Origin of the sequence: Bacillus sp. CH_70 (assembly GCF_038007045.1) — a bacterium.
In the GTDB taxonomy this organism is placed as follows: Bacteria; Bacillota; Bacilli; order Bacillales; family Bacillaceae_G; genus Bacillus_A; species Bacillus_A cereus.
Map to the genome: position 1 here is coordinate 1,968,533 of NZ_JBBOWL010000001.1, position 21,440 is coordinate 1,989,972.

Genomic DNA, 21,440 nt, shown 5'->3' on the forward strand with positions numbered 1-21,440 from the left:
ACATGTAAAAAGAATCGGGGTGATAGTATGTTAAATATATATTTAACAGACCGAAACGGAAAACTACAAGAGATTGAGGAAATGCAAAAGGGGTGCTGGATTAATGTACTTCATCCAACAGAAGAAGAAATTCAATATCTAGTACAAACTTTAAATGTAGACTTAGATTTCATTAAAGACCCTTTGGATGATGAAGAACGCTCTCGTATTGAAAAGGAAGACAATAATACTTTAATTATCGTGGATATTCCGACAGTTAGACATGACGAAGAAGGAAATTCGATTTATGACACGATTCCAATAGGTATGATTGTGATGCCGGATTGTTTTGTTACAATCTGCTTAGAAGAGAATCCAATTTTTGAACGTTTTATTAATCAACGTATTAAAGAATTTTATACGTTTAAAAAGACGCGCTTTGCACTTCAGCTCTTATATACGATTTCTACTTATTATTTAAGATACTTAAAGCAAATAAATCGAAAAACAATTGATTTAGAGCATCAATTAAATCAGTCAATGAAAAATAAAGAGATCTTCACATTATTAGGCCTTGAGAAAAGTTTAGTATACTTTACAACGTCATTAAAGGCTAATAAAATTGTAATTCAAAAGTTAATGCGTAATAGTACATTTTTAAAAATGTATGAAGACGATCAAGATTTATTAGAAGATGTATTAATTGAAAATAAGCAGGCTATTGAAATGGCGGAAATATATAGTCACATTTTAAGTGGAATGATGAATACTTTTAGCTCCGTTATATCAAATAATTTAAATAGTGTTATGAAACTATTAACGTCAATTACAATCATTTTATCTTTACCGACGATGGTTTCTAGTTTCTTTGGAATGAACGTAAAGGTTCCGTTTGAAGGGGAAGCCCACGGTTTTGTAATTGTACTCATCATATGTGTAACACTATCTTTCACGTTAGCTTTTGTTTTTTGGAAGAAACGTTACTTTTAACGATAAAAAAGCTGCTCTAGCATAGTTATATAACTACGCTAGAGCAGCTTTTTTGCTATGAAATCTCAAATTTTGAATAGAATATAACTTGTACAATGTAATGTATATAAAGGGTATGTATGCCATATAAACCTTGTCCAATTAATGAAATGGGGTTAAAATTACATATTGTTAATGAAAAGTTGGAGGAAATACATCATGGAATTGTTTCAATTACCGAAAGCATTCCTGCAAATGAATACAATTTTTATCTCCATATTGATCGAAGCACTTCCGTTTGTGCTAATTGGTGTATTTATTTCAGGATTCATTCAAATGTTCGTGACAGAAGATATGGTGGCTAAATGGATGCCGAAGAACCGATTTCTGTCTGTTTTATTAGCTACTTTTTTAGGCATGTTGTTTCCAGGTTGTGAATGTGGAATTGTTCCGATTGTAAGACGATTAATCGGAAAAGGCGTTCCACCATATGCAGGGATTGCATTTATGTTAACTGGTCCAATTATTAATCCAGTTGTTTTATTTGCAACATACGTTGCCTTTGGGAGTAGTATGCACATGGTATGGTATCGTTCTATTGTAGCGATTATCGTAGCCATTATCGTTGGAATTATATTATCCTTTATGTTTAAAGAACATCAATTAAGAGATGATCACTTCCCAGAAGTGAATAATAAGCGTCCACTGCGTAAAAAAATGTGGGATGTATGTACACACGCTGTTGAGGAATTCTTCTCAATGGGAAAATATTTAGTGCTAGGTGCGTTAATTGCAGCAGCGGTACAAACGTTTGTACAAACTTCAACACTTCTTGCTATTGGACAAGGTCCGTTTTCTTCATCAGCTGTTATGATGGGGCTTGCTTATATATTATCACTTTGTTCAGAGGCAGATGCATTTATCGCTTCTTCGTTCCAAAGTACGTTTTCAACAGCTTCACTTGTCGCGTTCCTCGTTTACGGACCGATGGTGGATATTAAAAATATGTTTATGATGCTTGCGACATTTAAAACTAAATTTGTAATTGTTGTTATAGTTACAGTTACTCTTGTTGTTTATGCAAGCTCACTACTCATTTATGCGATGGGGTGGTAGGTTATGTTTCGAGCATATATATTATTAGGTTTTACAATATTAATTGCGCAGCTTCATATTTCCGGTAACATTACGAAGTATATCAATATGAAGTATGCCTATTTATCAACAACAGCAGCAATTATTTTAGGTTTCTTAACGATTATACAAATTATCGTCGTTTTCCAAAAAGAGCACCAAAAGGAAAAAGAGAAAAATGATTGCAGTTGTGACCATAGCCATTGCGGGCATGATCATTCAAAAGATGAGAATACATGGTGGAAAAAAGCATTTTCGTACTCCTTGTTTTGTTTTCCAATTATCTCAGGGTTATTTTTCCCAATTGCGACGTTAGATTCGGATATTGTTAAAGCGAAAGGATTTCACTTTCCTGTTGCACAAGCAGAAAGTAAGGATCCATTTATGACAAGACAATTTCTAAGACCTGATACGAGCATTTATTACGGGAAAGAAGGATACCGCGGTGTAATGGAAAAAGGGAAGAAAGAGTTTGTTACGAAAGACAATATTAATTTGAAAGATGAAGACTTCCTAAAGGGTATGGAAACAATTTATAATTATCCTGGCGAGTTTACTGGGAAAAAATTATCTTTTAAAGGGTTTGTTTTTAGAGATGATTCTTCTAAAAAAGAACAATATTTCTTATTCCGTTTCGGTATTATACACTGTGTAGCGGATTCTGGTGTATATGGTATGTTAGTGAAAAAACCAGAAGGCGTAGAGTGGAATAATGATGACTGGATTCAAGTAGAAGGAGAGATAACTACTGAGTTTTATCAGCCGTTTCATGCGAATATTCCTGTATTAGAAGTAACAAAATGGAATAAAGTTGAACAGCCGAAAGAACAATATGTATTTAGAGGAGCCGATTGATAAAATCGGTTCTTTTTTGTGGACTAAAAGTTCTGAATGTTGCTAATATTAAACGTGTAGTTCATTTAGTATAGGGATTATTGAAATATTAGGGATAGATCATTAAAGGGGTGATAACAATGACAGAAGTAAAGGGGAAAACAGCCAATGAGTCAAGGGTGTTCAAAACGAGCCGGGTATTCCCAACAGATTTAAATGATCATAACACGCTATTTGGTGGGAAGATATTAGCGGAGATGGATATGGTTGCTTCTATTTCAGCATCCAGACATTCGAGAAAGGAATGTGTCACAGCATCTATGGACTGGGTTGATTTCTTACATCCTGTTCGTTCTTCAGATTGTGTTAGTTATGAATCTTTCGTAATTTGGACGGGAAGAACTTCGATGGAAGTGTTTGTGAAGGTAGTGGCTGAAGATTTAATTTCAGGTGAGAAGCGTATAGCGGCAACGTCATTCGTTACTTTTGTTGCACTTAGTAAGGGAAATAATCCAGTTCCAGTACCGCGTGTTATCCCTGAAACAGAAGAAGAGAAAGAATTACATCGTATTGCAGTGTTACGTGCAGAGCAGCGTCATATACGTAAGGCAGAGAGTAAGAAAGTAGCCACATTGTTAACCTTTTGAGATAAATGTTTAGCCATTTAAGTTACAATAGCAGGCGGAAATGGTTTTAAAATGAAAAGCGGACACCTAAAAATAGGTGTCCGCTTTTATAGTTTTTTCATCCACATATCATATGACAGTAGCTACTTAGCAGAAGCAAGCAGCACCGACGATGATTAAGAGGATAAATAATACGACTAATAGCGCAAATCCATTACCATGTGCGAAGCCCATTGTTATTTCCTCCTTTTATTTTAAGATACAACTTACAATATGCAAATGAGCTATTGTTTGATATGGACATATATCATGCAATGACATATTTTCTTGAATGATAATGTAATAAAAAAGGGAAGATATAGAAATAACAGTAAGTGGAGAAAGGAATTTATCCATGAAGCACTTTTTCGCTATAATCCTTTGTTTAATAGGTGTATTCATTTGGATGAACATCGATGTGGAAATGGGGAAGGAAATGGCTAGTGAATATGAATTAGGACAAGTTCGATTAGGTGAATTTCAACTATATACGAACGGTGAAGAGTTATATAGAAAATTATTTGAGGATATAAACGAAGCAGAAAAGTATATATATATCCATTTTTATATTGTAGGAAAAGATGAAATAAGCGAAGAGTTTTTACAGTTATTAGAGAAAAAAGCATCTAGTGGAGTAGAAGTGAAATTGTCAGTCGATCGGATAGGTGGATATAAGCTGAAGAAAAAGGTAATTAGCCGATTAAAGGAAAACGGTGTGAAGTTTACATTTAGTAAAAAACCGAAACTGAAAAATGTTTTCTATTCTTTGCATCAACGAAATCATAGACGTATTGTTACGATAGATGGAAAGGTGTCATACATCGGTGGTTTTAATATCGGAAAGGAGTACCTTGGACAAGATCCGAAGTTTGGGCCATGGCGTGATTATCACGTGCGCATCCATGGTGAGGGTGCAGCGGATATGGAAAGAAAGTTCGCCGAAGATTGGAAAGAAGATACAGGAGAAAAAATGCCTATACATGAAAGTATACCGACATTAGGGAATGTAAAATATCAATATTTATTTTCAAATGGAAAAGGCTTATGGGAAAAGTATGGGGCACTTTTAAAAAAGGCTAAAAAGTCTTTAATTATCGCTACACCATATTTTGTACCAAGTAAAGAAATGGTGAAAGAGTTAAAAGCTGCATTAAATCGTGGTGTTAATGTGAAAATTCTCGTGCCATTTAAAAGTGATGCCATATTGTTAAAACAAGCTGCCTATCCATATTTGAAAGATATGTTACATGCTGGAGCGGAGATTTATCAATATCGAAATGGATTTTTTCATGGGAAAGTAACAATCATTGATGGAGAAATTGTTGATATTGGGACAGCGAATTTTGATAATAGAAGTTTTTATTTAAATTGTGAGTCTAACTGTATCATATATGATAAAACAGTTGTTGATGAAGTATGGAGTCGATTAAAGGTAGACTTTCATAAATCAAAACGATTTTCTGAAGAAGATTTTGAGAAAATTAGTAGATGGGATTGGTTTTTAGCAAGAATAGCAAATGTTTTAGCATCATATTTATAACATATAGACCCTAGAGAAGGGAGGCACTTTCATGGATTGTATGAAAGAGTTAATGAGATATAGTTATATGCTAATATACAAGGTTGGAGAGTATGCTGGAAAGGTCAGAGACGAAGAATTAAAAAATCTATTACAGCACCATTTACCATATATGTTACAAGCATATAATGAACAAGTAAATTTTCAAGAAGGAGAGAATGTGCAACATATAACCTGTGAAACAACGGAGTTTGGTTTGCATGAAATGGAAAAGGAAACAGTTAGTAAATATACAGGGGATATTCATATTGCAACATGTTATATTGCGCACTTAAAACGATTAGCTCTAAAGTTTGCTCAAGTTGCAGTGGAAGTTGCTAATCCGGAGTTCCGCTCATTTTTGGAAAATTGTTTCCTGAAAATGAACCGTTACGCTTATAGTGTGTGGCAATATGTTATGAAGAAGGAATATAAGATTACACATCTATATGAAAATGAAAAGTTTGCATGAGAAACTAAGGCGGAATGGTATGCGCCTTAGTTTTTTTATGTCCATTTAGAGAAAAAAATTAGTTTTATTGTGTATCGATTGGAAATGAAATATGTAAATTTAAATTAGTTTTTGTTATCAGAAGATTTACAAAAATTTACCGTATATTTACTGTTTTTCAATCTCTCCTTTAAAAATAGAGAGTAATATGAGGTTGTACATATTCTATCACAGGGAGGAAACGCAAATGAACAAATGGGTTAAATCATTAACTGCTATGGCACTTGCAAGTTCTTTATTAATGGTAGGTTGTAGTAAAGGTGAAGACAAGAAGAAAGAAGACGACACAACAACACAACAAGAGGATAAAAAGGATAAAGAAACAAGCGGAACCGAGAAGTCTACTGATTCTAAAGAGAAAAAATAAAGTAATAATAAAGCTTCCTCTCATATATGAGGAAGCTTTTTTGTTGTAAATTGATTGATATTATTGAAAAATAGAAAGAGAATGAAAGAGGGGGAAAACAAATGAAAGTATGTATATTGGGAGCAACAGGACGAGTAGGTTCAAACATAATTAATTTAGCATTAAAGGATTCAGCTGAAGTGACTGCATTAGCGCGTGATTTTAATAGAATAGAAATACAACATGAAAGGTTACGAGTGATAGAAGGTAATGTATTGAACGAAAATGATATAAAAAAAGCGATAGAAGGAAGCGATATAGTAATTAGTGCACTTGGAACGGATCAAAATGGAACATTAGCGAAGAGTATGCCGCAAATTATTAAGCAAATGGAAGAAGAAGGGGTTCATAAGATCATAACAATAGGAACGGCTGGTATTTTACAAGCAAGAACGGATCTAAATTTATATCGTTTTCAATCAACGGAATCAAAAAGGAAAACGACAACAGCAGCAGAAGATCATTTGGCTGCATATAAGGTACTAAGTAATAGTAATAATTTATGTTGGACAGTTGTTTGTCCGACACATTTAATAGACGGTGAGGCGACAGAGGTATATCGAACTGAAAAAGATATATTGCCAGAAGGTGGATCGAAAATTACAGTGGGTGATACAGCACACTTTGCATGGGATCTATGTAAGAAAAACATATATGAAAATAGTCGAGTAGGTATTGCATATTAAAAAACCATCCCGAAGTCGGGATGGTTAAAATATGATATAACACAAGAAGATGACAATCATAATGATTTGGAGAATTGCTTTCGCTACTGTACTGCTTAAAAAACCAACTACAGTAGCGACTCCAACTAGAAAGGCATCTTTTGGCGCTTTTTTATGCACTAGTTCTGTTATAAATACTGATAAAAACGGTATGATAATAAGTCCGAATGGTGGGAAGAAGAACGAGCCGACAATGATAGAAATCATTCCGACACGTTCACCCCATTTAGAACTACCGTATTTTTTTAAGAAATATCCATTTGCAATAAAATCAGCAACGAAAATGAAAAGAGTGAAAATGACTTGAATAATCCAAAAAGAAGTTGTTAATTCGCCTCCATTTATACCGAAATGGTAAATCAAATATCCAGCCCAGACAGCTAGTATGCCAGGGATAATTGGATAAATAAAGGCGAGAAATGAAACAACGAAACAGGCAATGATACAAATTGTTAATAAAACAGTCACTTTATAGCTCCTTTTTAATATCTAGTTTATGTACAGCAACTTTTTTGACTTGATGTCCATCAAGTTCTAATACTTTAAATTGAAAACCAGCATATTCAATGGAATAGCCAGCTTCAATATTTAAGTCAACTGCTTGAGAGAGAAGCCATCCTCCGATTGTATCTAAATCACTATCATCAATATGTAGGCCAAACATATCATTTACTTCAGAAATAAGCACCTTTCCATCTAAAACAGTAAGCTTAGGTGTACGCTTTTCAATCATAGGTGATTCATCAGCATCGAATTCATCTTGAATTTCTCCAATGATTTCTTCAAGAATATCTTCCATCGTTAAAAGTCCGGCAGTACCACCATATTCATCCATAACGATTGCCATCTGAACGCGATTTTTTTGAAGGTGGACTAACGTTTTACGAATTGGAACTGTTTCAAATACAGTTAGAACAGGATGTATATAAGATTCAAGTGGTTTATAAATACCTTTCGTTTGATCATGGAATACTTCTTTCGTATTGATCATCCCAATGATATCATCTTTATCTTTTTCAATGATTGGATAGCGTGTATATTTTTCAGTAGCGACGATATCCATATTTTCTTCTAACGTATTTTCAGTAGACAAGCAAATCATTTCGGTACGAGGAACCATAATTTCTTTCGCAACTCGATCATCAAATTCAAAAATGTTATTTACATATTTATATTCGGTTTGGTTTATTTCACCGCTTTTAAAACTTTCACCTAAAATGAGTCGCAATTCCTCTTCAGAATGAGCAAGTTCACTTTCCTTCGCAGGTTCTAATCCGAGTAGTTTTGTGAAAAATATAGCTGTACTATTGAGTAGCCAAATGAATGGATACATAATTTTATCAAATAAAATAAGCGGTCTTGCAAATTTGAGTGTGATTGCTTCTGCTTTTTGAATTGCGAAAGACTTTGGAACTAATTCACCTAATACAACGTGGAAAAATGTAATAACACTAAAAGCAATAACAAAAGATAAAGTGTTAGCCATTGTTCCAGTAATATTAATTTTTTCAAAGAGCGGTCGTAGTATATGTTCCACAGTCGGTTCACCAAGCCAACCAAGCCCTAAAGAAGTGATTGTAATTCCGAGCTGACAAGCTGATAAATAAACATCTAAATTAGATAGGACGCTTCTTGCAGCTAAAGCTTGTTTATTACCTTCATTTGCAAGTTGGTCAATTCGACTTTTTCGTACTTTTACAACAGCGAATTCTGATGCAACGAAAAATCCAGAAATAAGAATAAGTACAAAGATGAGAAAAATATTTAATATGTCCAAGCGTGTTCTCCATTCCAAGGTCTGGAATAAAGATGTCACCTCCTGCAATTATGTTATACTTTTATAATAAATCCAAATGAAAAGAATAGTCAAAGGAAAAGGGCAAATATTGGTATGTTTCTGTAATAGTTTTTGAATTTGCTGTTATTTTGTCCGCTATACAAAAGGAATAACCCCCTACTTTTAGATTATAGAGGGTTATTTCAATTAAGGTTTTGGAACACTTCTCGTTAAAGTGTATGACTGTTGCTTGGAGTAGTTTGTGGTCCATAGTGTTTGAAGGAAAGAAAGTATGCTATATGGGATATAGAGTAGTAATAAGCCGATTGTAACAATTATGGGTGAATTTCCGCCAAATTGAACGATAAATTGTAACAGTCCACTTGCATGAAAAACGCATTCCATAAAAATGAATGAAAGAATGATAGAACCTAAAATTGATTTATGGTTCGAAGTAAGCGCCAAAAACAATGTATCCACAAGAAAAGAATCATGTTTTATTTCATATTCATTTGTGTTTTTCAAGAAAGGAATCCATTTTTTTACTGCTTGCATAACGATAATCATGGAAGTACTACATACGATGATAAAAGATGAGTAGTAAGGAAGGTTTATAAATTGTGCGACGTATAGAAGTAGTAATAAGACTGAACATTGTAATACTACAGTGCAAAAAGAGTAAGGTATCCAATTCAATACAGTAGTAAACTTTTTAAACGAGTTAGGTACTTTGAAAAATAAATGGCCGATACCCAAACTTATGAAAAATCCGATCGCAAGGGTAAAAGTAAAACGAACAATCGATATAAAATATATTGCCCATATGTAAGGGAATAATGGTGTTGAATGATTAGAAGTATGTATCATTTGATTTGCTGAGAAAAAGATAGATTCATGCATCCAATCAACCTTAGGAATTGATATAGAAGAAAGCTGTGCGAAGTTTTGAAAAATGCTAATAAATCCATTTTGATAAGAGTAATTGTGTGTAATAAAAAGAGCTGGAATAGGACTTATGGCAAAAATAACAATAACACCAATTATAAATTTACATATATGTGAGCGTAATAAGGACATATAAACCACCTACTCTTGGAATATTCAGAAAATTCTTATTCTTATTTTAGCCGTTTTTGGAGCAAGTTACAATATATTTTTCTTCATGTATGGGCATATGGATAATTTTAAATTGTATTTAGAAATCTATTTTTTGTGTGGAATGAAGAGAATGTAGGGAAATGTCGAAAGGATTAAATAGATTTTTAAAATTGGAAAGTGATACCATAAAATTAAACGATGTTTAAATCGTTGTTTAACTGATACATTCTAGAGGGGGAGATAGATTGGGAGGGAATGAAAACGTATCAACGAAAGAAAAGATTTTAAATACAACATTGGAATTAATTAAAAAAGAAGGTTTTGAAAAGGTAACGATAAAGAAAATCGCAAAATTGTTAGATATAAATATATCGCTAGTAAATTACCATTTTGGTTCAAAAGAAAAGTTAATTAGTGAGACGATTAGAGTTTTATTAATTAGCTTTCAAGGCACTTATTCTATTTTAGATAATATTACAGTGCCAGCAAAAGAAAGATTAAAAATATTTTTATTGGATTATGTACTAGTAATTCGGCAATATCCGGAGTTAGTTAGGAAGATTATTGCAATGGGAACTACGGTATTTACATCTCAATACGAATATGGGGATTTTTTGAAGAGGCTAGGTTTCAGTAAAGTGAAGAATATTTTGAGCGAGATAACAAATGAAACGGATCGGGAAATTTTAATGATGATGACGGTGCAAATATTTGGATCCATTTTTCTTCCCACATTAATGATGCCAATTCTCGAATCAGGGGCAGATATAAAAGTACCATCTGTAGAAAAACAGATTGATTTCCTATTTGAACGCTATTTTTATAAAAATTGAGATAGTGGGTGATAGAGGTGGCTAGTTTCTTTAGAAAGCATTGGTGTGATATAGGGTTAGTTGTCGCTATTATTGTCGTTGTTTCTTTAGTCGCGAATTTGGGAGAAATGAGTGAAATAAAAGTACTGTTAGGGTTAAGTTTTGTGGCCATTTTAGTGCATCAATTTGAAGAGTATCGTTGGCCAGGTTATTTTGCTGGTCTGTTTAATGTAGTTATATTTAAAAGTGATATACCAGACCGCTATCCATTAAATACGCAATCTGCTATGGTAATAAATATTTTGATTGCGTATGTTTTTTATTTACTCCCGGTTTTTTTTCAAAATATAATATGGCTTGGGTTGGCACCTATTTTAATGGGATTTTTTCAATTCATATGGCATGGTATTTTTGCGAATATAAAAGCTAAAACAATATATAATCCGGGATTAGGTGCGGTTGTATTACTACATGTTCCAATTGGTTATGTATATATGAGGTATATTCTTTTACACAATCTGGCTACAAATTTGGATTGGTTATTTGGGGTGATCTACTTTCTAATAGCTACCTATTTTTTAATTATAAAAGGAAATATGTTAATGAAAAGTAAGGAGACAAATTATTACTTTTCTAAAAAACAATTAGGTCCGTACAATGATACATTGAAGTGATTCAGAATTCAGAGGGAGGGTTTTGGATGCGGAAGAAAGTGCAAGTGAAGGATTCATGAATAAATTATGACAAGAAAATGAATAATTTTCAGAAAAATAAAATAAATTATTTATTTTTTTCTGAAAATATAATATAGTTATGGCACAGAAAGTATTTTAACATAAGGAGGCTTTTTATGAGGATTAAAGGGAATTACGTGCCAAAAAGGGAAGTTTTACTGTGCTCAAGTTCGATTACGATAGGGGAAGCGTTAGAGCATTTAAATAAAACGGGGTATCGTTGTGTACCAGTTTTAGATGAAAAAAAAGAGAAATTTTTAGGGAATATATATAAAGTAGATATTTTAGAATATAAAGGATCACTTGACGAGAGTGTAATGCAATTATTAAACGATAAAGAGGGATTTGTGAGAGAAGATTCTTCTTTCTTTAAAGTATTTTTTACAATAAAAAAATTGCCTTATTTATCAGTAGTTGACGAAAAAGGGGTTTTCCTTGGAATTTTAACGCATAAAAAAGTTTTTGAGTTATTAGAGGATGCATGGGGCGTTCACTCTAGTAAATACTCTGTCATGATTGGAACGCAAGACTATAATGGAGCAATCCAAAAGTTATCGACAGTTTTAAAGAAATACACTGGTATTCAAAGTTTGATGACTTTTGATAATGATGCCTTATTAGTTCGTAGAATTATGTTTACATTAGGAGAAGAGTTTAACGACGGTGAATTAGAGACATTATTGAAAGATTTAGAAGATCACGGATTTAGAGTTGTATATGTGGAAGAGATGAAAAATCCACGTGAAGTTGAAACGATAGAGTAACATACAAAAGCCATCTAATTATCTTGGATGGCTTTTGTTATGTTACGTGTGTAAAGTTATTTTAAAATAACGACAAGATAATAGGTGAGATTATAACAATATTTGTGTAAGAGAATAAAAAATGTAGATAATTTCGATTTTCAAAAAAATCAATTTGAAAATATGTTTTTATTTTGCAACTAAATATGTTACTATATGTGTGATAAAAACAAAGAGGTCTGACAACTATACTCCACGTAATAACACTCTAATGATTTAAAAATTCAAAAAACTCAAAATTCAAAAATAACAATTGTATTAATGATTAGAGTAAAAATAAGGGGAATGGAGAAATTATGGAGAAAGACACTGCTTTGTAAGGGGCATATTTTATCATCTTGAGCAGAGAGGAGGATGCATAGCATATTGTAAAATATAGAGATAAACAATGAAAAAATGCTATGCAAATGAAGAGCATGAAGGGACGTTTAAGGCCAGGTGATACGGTAGCAATTGGTTTGATGCTATTTGCATTATTTTTAGGAGCAGGAAATTTAATTTTCCCGCCAGTTTTAGGTCAACAAGCAGGAGAGAATGTTTGGATTGCTACAATAGGATTCCTTGTAACGGGAGTCGGATTACCCCTACTAGCTGTAACAGCTGTCGCGTTTGTAGAGGGGGACTTGAAAGCGCTATCTTCTAGAGTCCACCCTATATTTGCGTTTATTTTCCCATTGATTAGTTATTTAGCAATTGGACCATTTTTCGCGATTCCTCGTACTGGAGCTGTTTCGTTTGAAATGGGTATGAAGCCGTTTTTATCAGAGGCAATGGTTTCAGAGTGGTACATGCTATTTCTTTTCACGATAGTTTTCTTCGGAATAACGTGGTATTTATCATTAAATCCATCTAAATTAGTGGATTGGTTTGGGAAGTTTCTTACTCCATTATTAGTATTAATTGTTGCTGTTATTGTCGGAAAGGCAATTATTGATCCAATTGGAGAGCCGGCTGCGCCGTTAGCTGCTTACCAAGAGAATGCTTTCTTTGGTGGATTTATTCAAGGGTATTTAACGATGGATGCAATTAGTGCTCTCGTATTTGGAATTGTCGTTGTACAAGTTATTCGCTCTAAAGGGATAAAAGAGAGTAGCCAAATTGCAAAAATAACAGTCGTATCAGGTATTATTGCTGTACTTGGTTTAACGTTAATCTATTTATCACTTGCTTATCTTGGTTCAACAAGTACATCACTTGGTGTCTCAGAAAACGGTGGTCTTATTTTAACGAATGTTGTAAATGAGCTATATGGGACGAGTGGTAAAGTTTTATTAGGACTTGTTATTATACTCGCTTGTTTAACAACTTCTGTTGGGTTAACATCGGCGTGTGCGGGTTTCTTTACAAACTTATTCCCAAAACTTTCGCATAAAACGATTGTAACAATGGTATGTGTATTTAGTTTAATTGTATCTAACCTAGGTTTAACACAATTAATCGCAGTAACATTACCTGTGTTAATGATCATTTATCCAGTTGCAATTGTATTAATCGTACTTTCGTATTTCCATAAGTGGATTGGGAAGCGTAATACAATTTATATTGGAGCTATTTTAGGTGCATTGTTAATTAGTTTCTTTAACGGTTTAGAAAGTGCGAAAATTAAAATTGACGCGATTTCTAATGTACTACAAATGTTACCGTTATATAACGAAGGAATCGGATGGTTAATTCCATCATGTATTGGCGGGATTCTCGGTTTCTTCTTCTATAAATCAAATGAATCAAGTGAATTACAAAAGAAAGGTGCTTAGGCACCTTTCTTTTTTTGAAGGGGATTTTTGAATTTTGTCTAAGTAATAATTGGGGGGAATGATAAATGGCTAATTTTGAAGATTTTTTAAATTTGGATTTGAGAATTGGAACTGTAATACATGCAGAGGAATTTAAAGAAGCGAGAGTACCAGCGATTAAACTAGCAATAGATTTTGGAGAAATCGGGATAAAGCAGTCAAGTGCCCAAATTACGAAAAGGTACAGTCCAGAAGATTTAGTCGGTCAACAAATCGTTGGGGTTGTAAACTTTCCACCGAAGCGTGTAGCTGGATTCAAATCAGAAGTGCTTGTGCTTGGTGGTGTTCCTGAAGCTGATGATGTCGTGTTACTTCAGCCTAATATGGAATTGCCAAATGGAACAAAAATTAGCTAGGGTGAAGGTAGGGGCTAATATGGATATCGGACGAGAATATTTGCAATGTGCGATTTCGAACTTTGAAGCAACAAAGAAACAAGGGGAACGGGCACTTTCTCAATTATCATATGAACAAATACAATGGTCTTCTCATGAAGAAACAAATAGTATAGCGATTATTATTAAGCATCTGCACGGTAATATGCGTTCTAGATGGACGGATTTTTTAACGTCTGATGGTGAAAAAACAGATCGTAATCGAGATGGTGAATTTGAGGGATGCTATCATTCAAAAGAAGAAGCCCTTATAGCTTGGCAAGAAGGATGGAAATATGTTTTTAATACGATGAATACTTTAACAACGGAACACTTATTGAAGACGGTATACATTCGCGGTGAAGCACATACTGTCATGCAAGCAATTGAAAGGCAAATTTCCCATTATGCATTGCATATTGGTCAGATTATTTACATTGGGAAGATGTTAAAAGAAAATGAGTGGGAATGTTTAAGTATTCCGAGAGGTCAGTCTGCACGTTATGTAGAGAAAAAACGTTCCACATAATAATAAGAAAGAAACCGATAAAAAATGGGAAATAAGAAAATCAGCCAAATAATAGATGGTTCTGTAATCATAAGAATGCTGCCAAAAATAAGTCCATACATAATAAGAAAGAAATTGAAAAGTGTATTCACTGGGATAAATCGTGAGAGGAACACTTGCTGTCGTTTAAAACAATCACTGTGAAATAAATAAAAGCGGAAGTACCATGTGGCGGTAATAAGATCTTTCTTTCTCACAATTCTTTTTTTGCATGTATGACAGATAAATGTTGGTTGCATTTCATTACGCTCCATTTTTTATTTTTATAATAATGTGAGACATAAGTAGGTACAACGTGTATGTTCCTATATACGCTCCTGCAATAAGGAAAAATGGATTCAGTAAAATCCCATGAATGCTCGTCATGAAAACTAAATCTTGTATTAAAACATCGTATATATTAATGGAAATAATTGTACCGAGTACATACAGTGCCAAGTACGCAGAAATATGTAGTACAATAGAGATTTTTGGATGCTTAGCGGACAAATAAAAAATGAATGATAGAGCGATTGGTAATATTCCTATTAATAGCTTCAATTCATTTCACCTCATTAACAATATAGCCGGAATTTTAACGGTCTATTCTCTAGGGCTTGTACATAACTTGAAATAGAGAGGTGATAGTATGAATCGGGGCTTTTTTTTTATGAAGTTTACAAGTATGCGTAAGTTAGTTTTATTTGTTATTACTACAGTGCTAGCGACTTTTTTTCTTATTAGTATGATGGTAACCTCTATGAAAGAGACGAAGTCAACGTATTTATATAATTGGTTAAATGAGTTATCGATGAATGGTTACATGTATGTACTTGGAAAAGAGAATCATTATTTTACACAGGAGTATCGAAATTTGAATCAAGATTTTTCAATTTCTTCTTTTCTCTTTTCTATGGCTACAAATATTCGCTTTAATGATGTACGCAGTTTTGTCGGGAAAGAGCTACCCGGGTTTGGTAAGTACGATACAGAAATTGTTATTGCGGGTGAGGGCACAAACTATTCTAACTTACCGATAGAGTCGAGTGTACCTCTTGAAGAAGTAGTGAAAGAACGGACTAGTGGAACTGGACAAGCACCTAAACAAGATACGAATAAAGAGAAGAAACAGCCGTCCCAAACGACCGGGAAAAGACAAGTTGCGTTTATTTATCATACACATAGCTGGGAATCTTATTTACCTTTACTTAACTTAACGAATGATCCGAATCCGAATAAAGCAACGAGTTCTGTATCGAATATTTCTATATTAGGAGATCGTTTCCGTGAACAACTAGAAGGTGAAGGGATTGGAGCTACTAACGATAAGAGTGATGTTGGTCAAAAGTTAATAAGTAAGGGTTTAAACAGTAATAGTTCGTATAAAATGTCACGAGAAATTGTGCAGCAAGCTATGGCTGGAAATAAAGATCTTCAATACTTTTTTGATTTGCATCGTGATAGTGCTCGAAAGAATGTAACGACAAAAACAATTGGAGATAAATCATATGCGAAGCTTGCATTTGTAGTAGGGAAAGGAAATAAAAATTATGAAAAAAACTTACAATTAGCGACAGCTTTACATGAGGCGATTAATAAGAAATATCCAGGAGTGAGTCGTGGGGTCATTCAAAAAGGTTTCCAAACAGGAAATGGAATCTATAATCAAGATTTATCAGGACAAGCGATATTAATAGAAGTTGGCGGTGTAGATAATACGGAGGAAGAATTGAATCGATCAATTGATGCACTTGCTAAAGCATTTGGTGAATATTTTTGGCAGGCAGAAAAAGTGAATGGATAAAGTGAAACTTGAATTAGCCAGGGTATCTATCGATAATTATTAGCTCACTTCAATCTTGGAAAAGCGTAAGTGTAATGCTTACGTTTTTTGTGTTGGTTTGAAATGTGGATAGCAAGATGTCACAAAATGGACATGATTAATAATTATTATAGCGATATCGAAATTTGTCTAATTATAATAGGAGAATTAGAAAGGGATTTTTGAAATGGCAGAGAAAATCTTTTTACAAGGAAAATTTTTATATTATGAAATTGATAGGGTGATTTAGGTGATTAGGGAGATCAAAGTAGAAGATGCAGCATCATTTTTGCAATTAAGTAAGCAATTAGATGAAGAAACGAAGTTTATGTTATATGAACCAGGAGAAAGGAAAACTACAGCTGAGCAACAAGAAAAAATGATCCAGCGATTTATAGAAAATGAATATGCAACAATATTTGTAGCAGTTGAAGATGAGAGAATAATAGGTTTTATATTAGTGAATGGAAATAACATTCAAAGAAAGAGGCATGTGGCAAGCATTGTAATTGGTATTTTGCAAGAGTATAACGGGCGAGGTATTGGGACGAGATTGTTTAAAGAGGTTGAGAAGTGGGCAAAATTACATGATGTATGGCGTTTAGAATTAACAGTAATGGCCCACAATACAAGAGCTCAGGCACTATATAAAAAAGCTGGATTTGAGAAAGAAGGTGTCAAAAAAGCTGCTCTTATTATCGATGGAAAGGACATCGATGAGTATGAAATGGCCAAATTATTAAAATAAGAGGTCGTTATATGAAAAAAAGATGGGCACTACTTGGTATCGTAGCTGCAATAATTATTGTTGGAGTAGCAGGAATCAATTATAAAATGTATAAGGATAAGCAGGCGCGGGAAGTAAGTGTAAATAGTATATTTCCAAAAGCGAAAGAAACGATTGCTAATATGGATGGGGATATTGCGGTAATTAATAATCCGAATTCAATGCTTGTACTTGTGAATAAAAGTAGGCGTTTACCAGATGGTTATAGACCGCCAGATTTAGTTATTCCGAAAGTGCGCTACTCTAGTGAAGGTGATCAAGAAAAGAAAAAGATGAGAAAAGAGGCAGCGAGGGCGCTTGAGGAAATGTTCCAGCAAGCTAACAACGAGCGTATTTTCCTTTTTGCAGTTTCTGGATTTAGATCCTTTGATCGACAAAAAGCATTAAATACAATGTATAAAAAACAAGATGGGGAAGCAAAAACAGCAATGTCTAGCGCGGTTCCTGGCACAAGTGAGCATCAAACTGGATTAGCTATGGATATTACGTCTCAATCTGCTAAATTTCAGTTAGAGACGGTTTTTGGGGAAACGAAAGAAGGTCAGTGGCTTTCTGAAAATGCCCATAAATTTGGTTTTGTGATTCGATACACAAAAGCGAAAGAAACGATTACGGGCTATCGGTATGAACCATGGCACGTAAGGTATGTGGGAAATCCACAAGCTACATATTTGTATGATAATCAACTGACGCTTGAAGAAGTAACAGAGTAAATGATTGAGGGGAGAGACGTATAATGACGATGTTATATAAGAAAAAAGTACATGCATATATTACAAGAGAAAAAGAGGGGGTTATGCAATTACTGGTTTTTAAACATCGTGATATACATGAAGCTGGTATTCAAGTGCCAGGGGGAACGGTTGATGAAGGTGAAACGTTAGAAGCGGCTATATTGCGTGAAGTACAGGAAGAATCCGGATTACGTCATTTATGTATAGAGCGTTTTTTAGCAGATTACATTATACATGTGAAGGAAAAACAGGAATATGAAAAACGTCACTTTTTTCATGTAACTTTACTAACTGATGTAAAAGATACATGGGAACATATAGTAAGTGCTGGTGAGAAAGATCAAGGTTTAGCGTTTAGCTACGAATGGGTTAATATTGCAAAATGCCCTGAATTAGCAGGGAAACAAGGAGAGTTTTTACACTTATTGGATGAGATATATGTAAAGTAATAAAAGAGTCTGAAGCGAAAGTTCATTCGTTTCAGACTCTTTTTATTTTTCGGTAAATTAAAGGCTTTTTGAATAGATAAATTGAATTTCTTTAAAGGAATATTAGTTTGGAATAGTTGGGGTGAAAAGATGAAAAAGTAAGAGTTATACGCAAAAAAGTTGCTATAAGGGAGAATATAAATGGAGATTCAGTTTAATCCAGTATTAAAAAAAGAATTAACAATTCATGATATACAAACCGAAATGGAATCTGGGCAGTTAACTTCAAAGGAATTAGTGATGTATTATCTTCATAGAATCGCAAAGTATGACCAAGACGGACCGGAAATTAATTCTATTTTAGAAATCAATCCAGATGCTATTTTTATTGCAGAAGCGTTAGATTATGAAAGAAAGACAAAAGGTATAAGGGGTCCATTACATGGTATACCTGTTTTGCTTAAAGACAATATTGAAACGAATGACTCCATGCATACAAGTGCAGGTACGATTGCTCTAGAACAAAATATAAGCAGTGAAGATGCATTTCTCGTTACAAAATTACGAGAAGCCGGAGCAGTAATAATAGGAAAAACAAATATGACAGAATTAGCAAATGCAATGTCTTTTGAAATGTGGGCTGGATATAGTGCAAGAGGTGGTCAAACAATCAATCCATACGGAACGGGCAAGGACCATATGTTTGTTGGCGGATCTAGTACAGGATCTGCGATAGCAGTTGCCGCTAACTTTACAGTAGTATCTATTGGGACAGAAACCGATGCTTCTATTTTGAGCCCCGCTGTTCAAAATTCTGTAGTAGGTATTAAACCGACTGTCGGTTTAATTAGTCGTAGAGGAATTATTCCATTTACTTATTCGCAAGATACAGCTGGACCATTTGCTAGAACGGTAACAGATGCTGCTATTTTGCTAGGGAGTTTAATTGGAGTAGATGAGAAAGATGTTGCTACTCATAGAAGTGAAGGTAGGGCAGAGCAGGATTATACAAAATATCTTAATGTTAATGGCTTAAATGGAGCGAAGATTGGTGTGTTTAACGATGCACCAAAAGATTATTACGAAAATGGTGAGTATGATGAAATCTTGTTTAAGGAAACGATCCAAGTATTACGTAATGAAGGAGCGACAGTAGTAGAAAATATTAATATTCCTTCTTTTCATAGAGAATGGAGTTGGGGAGTGCCGCTTTATGAACTGAAACATAGTTTAGATAACTATCTTTCTAAATTACCTTCTACTATTCCGGTACATTCTATTTCGGAGTTAATGGAGTTTAATAAAAACATAGCAGAAAGAGCTTTAAAATATGGACAAACTAAGTTAGAGGGAAGAAAAGATTTTCCTAATACGTTACGAAATCCAGAATATTTAAATGCAAGATTAGAAGATATATATTTTTCACAAGAAAAAGGCATTGATTTTGCATTGGAAAAAGATAATCTTGATGCGATACTGTTTCCTTCCTATATAGCTTCTACTATATGTGCGAAAGCGGGTTATCCGTCTATAGCAATACCTGCAGGGTATATGGAAAGCGGGAGACCTTTTGGAATTACGATTGCAAGTACTGCCTTTAGTGAAGGGATGTTAATTAAGCTAGCTTACGCTTTTGAACAGGCGACAAAACATAGAAAAATCCCAAACTTGTCATGAATAGAATAAACAAAAAGGACAGGGAATGCCTGTCCTTTTTGTTTTAGTGATTAAAGTGAAATATCGTTCTGCTCTGTTTTATGATATTTTAATAAACTAAAAGATAAACAAGCGGAACATAAAATAAGAATAGATGCGATGATATAAATTGTACGAACACCGAACATATCAGTAATAATGCCAACGCTAAGCATAGAAAGACCAGAAGCTGTTGAAAGAAGGGCGCCATGTGCTGTATACATTTTTGATAATAAAGAAGGGGTGACACTTGATTGTAAAACAGTCGTTTGAGAAATATCTCTAATTTGATAGCATGGTCCCATTAGAACACATAGAAAAAGCGCAATAAATCCGCTGCTTGTCATACCATATAAAAATGTAAGAATGCTAAACATAAGAGAGCCTATCGACATGGAGCGTATTAAATTGTTTTGAATATAGGAACTGATTTTCCATGCTAATAGACCACCGATTAACGTGCCAACATAATAACTTGTATTAATATATCCCCACCATTCCTCGCCTTTATGAAGGATAGTCGTAACATATGCCATCGTAATAGCACCAATCCATATTGTCCCGGCGAAAGTTTCAATTAAGTCCATATATGTAACGGTACGGAGAGAAGGATTTTGAAATAAGAGTTTCCAACCTTCCGATAAAGCAGTACTTTTTGAAGAGGGAGGATCTGCTATTCGTTCAGTATGTATGGTACGTAATGAAAAGTGTAATGCAATACATCCAAAAATCATTAACATGTTATTAATCATGAGTGTAGATGTAGCGCCAATGAGAAGAACGATAACACTCGTAAATGAATAAGCGGCGACTTGCGCAATTTGTGTTGAAAAGGAAAAGATACTATTTACTTTTACTAATTTTTCTTTCGGTGTAAGGCGCGGAAGAATGCTGTATAGTAATGGAGCGCTCCATCCACTACATAATGAAATGAAAAAAATAAAAGTTAATAGAGCTATAATGTTTGTGGATAAGACTGGAAACAAAATCATTAATAATAGTAAAAAGACTGTTTTTAGCCATTGTAGCGTATATAACAACGTATAAGATGGAAAACGATTTATTATTAGTGGTGCAGAGATGTTAGCAATTAGATTTGTGATAACTTGTAATAATGGAAAAAGAGCAGTAATAGTAGCTGATTTAGTTGCTATATAAATATGAGTTGTAATAATCATTACATATACGATGTCAGCGAGAGTAATGCATGTTTTGGAACCTAAGTAGTAGGTTAGTGACAGGTTTCTCAATAAGA

The 21,440-nt window shown here is 33.9% G+C and carries 26 protein-coding genes; 19 read left to right on the forward strand and 7 right to left on the reverse strand.

Features of this window, described 5'->3' with window-relative positions:
- Positions 1–27 precede the first annotated feature (27 nt).
- From N2V79_RS10125 to N2V79_RS10140, 4 genes are all read left to right on the forward strand, one after another.
- Entirely contained in the window at positions 28–969 is a 942-nt protein-coding gene (locus N2V79_RS10125; protein WP_000932389.1) for a magnesium transporter CorA family protein, read from the forward strand.
- Positions 970–1,167: 198 nt separating this feature from the next.
- A complete protein-coding gene (locus tag N2V79_RS10130) occupies positions 1,168–2,064 on the forward strand; it encodes a permease (protein ID WP_000418716.1) in 897 nt (298 codons plus the stop codon).
- Between the two features lie 3 nt (positions 2,065–2,067).
- Positions 2,068–2,937 carry a TIGR03943 family putative permease subunit gene (locus N2V79_RS10135; protein WP_000488043.1) on the forward strand — a complete coding sequence of 290 codons (870 nt, stop codon included), beginning with the start codon at positions 2,068–2,070 and terminating at the stop codon, positions 2,935–2,937.
- A 119-nt stretch (positions 2,938–3,056) separates the two neighbouring features.
- Positions 3,057–3,563 (forward strand): acyl-CoA thioesterase, encoded by a 507-nt coding sequence (locus N2V79_RS10140; RefSeq protein ID WP_053564687.1) that lies wholly within the window; start codon positions 3,057–3,059, stop codon positions 3,561–3,563.
- Between the two features lie 126 nt (positions 3,564–3,689).
- Here N2V79_RS10140 and N2V79_RS10145 read toward each other — a convergent pair whose 3' ends face one another.
- Positions 3,690–3,776: a YjcZ family sporulation protein gene (locus N2V79_RS10145; protein ID WP_000505094.1), complete on the reverse strand. Its 87-nt coding sequence runs from the start codon at positions 3,774–3,776 to the stop codon at positions 3,690–3,692.
- Between the two features lie 160 nt (positions 3,777–3,936).
- Here N2V79_RS10145 and cls point away from each other — a divergent pair, with 160 nt between their 5' ends.
- The 4 genes from cls (at position 3,937) to N2V79_RS10165 (ending at position 6,742) form a co-directional block, all read left to right on the forward strand.
- Positions 3,937–5,121: a cardiolipin synthase gene (gene cls / locus N2V79_RS10150; protein ID WP_340719821.1), complete on the forward strand. Its 1,185-nt coding sequence runs from the start codon at positions 3,937–3,939 to the stop codon at positions 5,119–5,121.
- 31 nt (positions 5,122–5,152) lie between these two features.
- Complete coding sequence (locus N2V79_RS10155; RefSeq protein WP_000340543.1) at positions 5,153–5,611, forward strand: spore coat protein; 459 nt, start codon at positions 5,153–5,155, stop codon at positions 5,609–5,611.
- Between the two features lie 226 nt (positions 5,612–5,837).
- Positions 5,838–6,017, forward strand: a complete 180-nt coding sequence (locus tag N2V79_RS10160; RefSeq protein ID WP_001045960.1) for a hypothetical protein — start codon at positions 5,838–5,840, stop codon at positions 6,015–6,017.
- 101 nt (positions 6,018–6,118) lie between these two features.
- A complete protein-coding gene (locus N2V79_RS10165; protein WP_053564686.1) occupies positions 6,119–6,742 on the forward strand; it encodes an NAD(P)-dependent oxidoreductase in 624 nt (207 codons plus the stop codon).
- Positions 6,743–6,766: 24 nt separating this feature from the next.
- Here the strand turns inward: N2V79_RS10165 and N2V79_RS10170 are convergent, their stop codons facing one another.
- The 3 genes from N2V79_RS10170 to N2V79_RS10180 all read right to left on the reverse strand — a co-directional run bounded on the left by N2V79_RS10170 (position 6,767) and on the right by N2V79_RS10180 (position 9,635).
- Entirely contained in the window at positions 6,767–7,249 is a 483-nt protein-coding gene (locus N2V79_RS10170) for a DUF456 domain-containing protein (protein ID WP_340719822.1), read from the reverse strand.
- Position 7,250: 1 nt separating this feature from the next.
- The gene (locus tag N2V79_RS10175; protein ID WP_000353738.1) at positions 7,251–8,558 is read right to left on the reverse strand and encodes a hemolysin family protein; all 1,308 of its coding nucleotides are present in this window, start codon (positions 8,556–8,558) and stop codon (positions 7,251–7,253) included.
- Positions 8,559–8,765: 207 nt separating this feature from the next.
- Positions 8,766–9,635, reverse strand: a complete 870-nt coding sequence (locus N2V79_RS10180; protein ID WP_340719823.1) for a hypothetical protein — start codon at positions 9,633–9,635, stop codon at positions 8,766–8,768.
- Positions 9,636–9,901: 266 nt separating this feature from the next.
- Between N2V79_RS10180 and N2V79_RS10185 the strand changes: the two genes are divergently transcribed.
- From N2V79_RS10185 to N2V79_RS10210, 6 genes are all read left to right on the forward strand, one after another.
- Complete coding sequence (locus N2V79_RS10185; protein ID WP_340719824.1) at positions 9,902–10,489, forward strand: TetR/AcrR family transcriptional regulator; 588 nt, start codon at positions 9,902–9,904, stop codon at positions 10,487–10,489.
- A gap of 8 nt (positions 10,490–10,497) precedes the next feature.
- Positions 10,498–11,142, forward strand: coding sequence for an HXXEE domain-containing protein (locus N2V79_RS10190; protein WP_003270331.1), 645 nt, complete (start codon positions 10,498–10,500; stop codon positions 11,140–11,142).
- A gap of 176 nt (positions 11,143–11,318) precedes the next feature.
- Positions 11,319–11,966 carry a cyclic di-AMP binding protein CbpA gene (gene cbpA, locus N2V79_RS10195; protein WP_001220528.1) on the forward strand — a complete coding sequence of 216 codons (648 nt, stop codon included), beginning with the start codon at positions 11,319–11,321 and terminating at the stop codon, positions 11,964–11,966.
- Positions 11,967–12,421: 455 nt separating this feature from the next.
- Positions 12,422–13,759: a branched-chain amino acid transport system II carrier protein BrnQ4 gene (brnQ4, locus tag N2V79_RS10200; protein ID WP_396530541.1), complete on the forward strand. Its 1,338-nt coding sequence runs from the start codon at positions 12,422–12,424 to the stop codon at positions 13,757–13,759.
- A 65-nt stretch (positions 13,760–13,824) separates the two neighbouring features.
- A complete protein-coding gene (csaA, locus tag N2V79_RS10205; RefSeq protein ID WP_075719638.1) occupies positions 13,825–14,154 on the forward strand; it encodes a chaperone CsaA in 330 nt (109 codons plus the stop codon).
- On the forward strand, positions 14,135–14,701 hold the full coding sequence (locus N2V79_RS10210; RefSeq protein ID WP_142238938.1) for a DUF1572 domain-containing protein: 567 nt from the start codon (positions 14,135–14,137) through the stop codon (positions 14,699–14,701). The genes csaA and N2V79_RS10210 overlap by 20 nt, the downstream gene beginning before the upstream one ends.
- Here the strand turns inward: N2V79_RS10210 and N2V79_RS10215 are convergent.
- On the reverse strand, positions 14,674–14,979 hold the full coding sequence (locus N2V79_RS10215) for a permease (protein ID WP_071730037.1): 306 nt from the start codon (positions 14,977–14,979) through the stop codon (positions 14,674–14,676). The genes N2V79_RS10210 and N2V79_RS10215 overlap by 28 nt on opposite strands.
- Positions 14,980–14,983: 4 nt before the next feature.
- Positions 14,984–15,280, reverse strand: coding sequence for a hypothetical protein (locus tag N2V79_RS10220; RefSeq protein WP_000770728.1), 297 nt, complete (start codon positions 15,278–15,280; stop codon positions 14,984–14,986).
- Positions 15,281–15,368: 88 nt separating this feature from the next.
- Here N2V79_RS10220 and spoIIP point away from each other — a divergent pair, with 88 nt between their 5' ends.
- The 5 genes from spoIIP (at position 15,369) to N2V79_RS10245 (ending at position 20,167) form a co-directional block, all read left to right on the forward strand.
- Complete coding sequence (spoIIP, locus tag N2V79_RS10225; protein WP_001079283.1) at positions 15,369–16,523, forward strand: stage II sporulation protein P; 1,155 nt, start codon at positions 15,369–15,371, stop codon at positions 16,521–16,523.
- 268 nt (positions 16,524–16,791) lie between these two features.
- On the forward strand, positions 16,792–17,289 hold the full coding sequence (locus N2V79_RS10230) for a GNAT family N-acetyltransferase (RefSeq protein ID WP_002093964.1): 498 nt from the start codon (positions 16,792–16,794) through the stop codon (positions 17,287–17,289).
- An 11-nt stretch (positions 17,290–17,300) separates the two neighbouring features.
- Positions 17,301–18,041 carry a M15 family metallopeptidase gene (locus N2V79_RS10235; protein WP_000747650.1) on the forward strand — a complete coding sequence of 247 codons (741 nt, stop codon included), beginning with the start codon at positions 17,301–17,303 and terminating at the stop codon, positions 18,039–18,041.
- A 23-nt stretch (positions 18,042–18,064) separates the two neighbouring features.
- Positions 18,065–18,511 (forward strand): NUDIX hydrolase, encoded by a 447-nt coding sequence (locus tag N2V79_RS10240; protein ID WP_016512975.1) that lies wholly within the window; start codon positions 18,065–18,067, stop codon positions 18,509–18,511.
- Positions 18,512–18,691: 180 nt separating this feature from the next.
- Positions 18,692–20,167 carry an amidase family protein gene (locus N2V79_RS10245; protein WP_340719825.1) on the forward strand — a complete coding sequence of 492 codons (1,476 nt, stop codon included), beginning with the start codon at positions 18,692–18,694 and terminating at the stop codon, positions 20,165–20,167.
- 50 nt (positions 20,168–20,217) lie between these two features.
- On the opposite strand, the gene N2V79_RS10250 is transcribed toward N2V79_RS10245, so the two are convergent.
- Positions 20,218–21,435, reverse strand: coding sequence for an MFS transporter (locus N2V79_RS10250; protein WP_023521756.1), 1,218 nt, complete (start codon positions 21,433–21,435; stop codon positions 20,218–20,220).
- Positions 21,436–21,440: the final 5 nt, after the last annotated feature.

What these genes read in the sequence shown, in the direction of transcription:
- N2V79_RS10125 (WP_000932389.1), top strand. Translation starts at nt 28, where the DNA reads ATGTTAAATATATATTTAACAGACCGAAACGGAAAACTACAAGAGATT.
- N2V79_RS10130 (WP_000418716.1), top strand. Translation starts at nt 1,168, where the DNA reads ATGGAATTGTTTCAATTACCGAAAGCATTCCTGCAAATGAATACAATT.
- N2V79_RS10135 (WP_000488043.1), top strand. Translation starts at nt 2,068, where the DNA reads ATGTTTCGAGCATATATATTATTAGGTTTTACAATATTAATTGCGCAG.
- N2V79_RS10140 (WP_053564687.1), top strand. Translation starts at nt 3,057, where the DNA reads ATGACAGAAGTAAAGGGGAAAACAGCCAATGAGTCAAGGGTGTTCAAA.
- N2V79_RS10145 (WP_000505094.1), bottom strand. Translation starts at nt 3,776, where the DNA reads ATGGGCTTCGCACATGGTAATGGATTTGCGCTATTAGTCGTATTATTT.
- cls (WP_340719821.1), top strand. Translation starts at nt 3,937, where the DNA reads ATGAAGCACTTTTTCGCTATAATCCTTTGTTTAATAGGTGTATTCATT.
- N2V79_RS10155 (WP_000340543.1), top strand. Translation starts at nt 5,153, where the DNA reads ATGGATTGTATGAAAGAGTTAATGAGATATAGTTATATGCTAATATAC.
- N2V79_RS10160 (WP_001045960.1), top strand. Translation starts at nt 5,838, where the DNA reads ATGAACAAATGGGTTAAATCATTAACTGCTATGGCACTTGCAAGTTCT.
- N2V79_RS10165 (WP_053564686.1), top strand. Translation starts at nt 6,119, where the DNA reads ATGAAAGTATGTATATTGGGAGCAACAGGACGAGTAGGTTCAAACATA.
- N2V79_RS10180 (WP_340719823.1), bottom strand. Translation starts at nt 9,635, where the DNA reads ATGTCCTTATTACGCTCACATATATGTAAATTTATAATTGGTGTTATT.
- cbpA (WP_001220528.1), top strand. Translation starts at nt 11,319, where the DNA reads ATGAGGATTAAAGGGAATTACGTGCCAAAAAGGGAAGTTTTACTGTGC.
- brnQ4 (WP_396530541.1), top strand. Translation starts at nt 12,422, where the DNA reads ATGAAGGGACGTTTAAGGCCAGGTGATACGGTAGCAATTGGTTTGATG.
- csaA (WP_075719638.1), top strand. Translation starts at nt 13,825, where the DNA reads ATGGCTAATTTTGAAGATTTTTTAAATTTGGATTTGAGAATTGGAACT.
- N2V79_RS10210 (WP_142238938.1), top strand. Translation starts at nt 14,135, where the DNA reads ATGGAACAAAAATTAGCTAGGGTGAAGGTAGGGGCTAATATGGATATC.
- N2V79_RS10215 (WP_071730037.1), bottom strand. Translation starts at nt 14,979, where the DNA reads ATGCAACCAACATTTATCTGTCATACATGCAAAAAAAGAATTGTGAGA.
- spoIIP (WP_001079283.1), top strand. Translation starts at nt 15,369, where the DNA reads ATGAATCGGGGCTTTTTTTTTATGAAGTTTACAAGTATGCGTAAGTTA.
- N2V79_RS10235 (WP_000747650.1), top strand. Translation starts at nt 17,301, where the DNA reads ATGAAAAAAAGATGGGCACTACTTGGTATCGTAGCTGCAATAATTATT.
- N2V79_RS10240 (WP_016512975.1), top strand. Translation starts at nt 18,065, where the DNA reads ATGACGATGTTATATAAGAAAAAAGTACATGCATATATTACAAGAGAA.
- N2V79_RS10245 (WP_340719825.1), top strand. Translation starts at nt 18,692, where the DNA reads ATGGAGATTCAGTTTAATCCAGTATTAAAAAAAGAATTAACAATTCAT.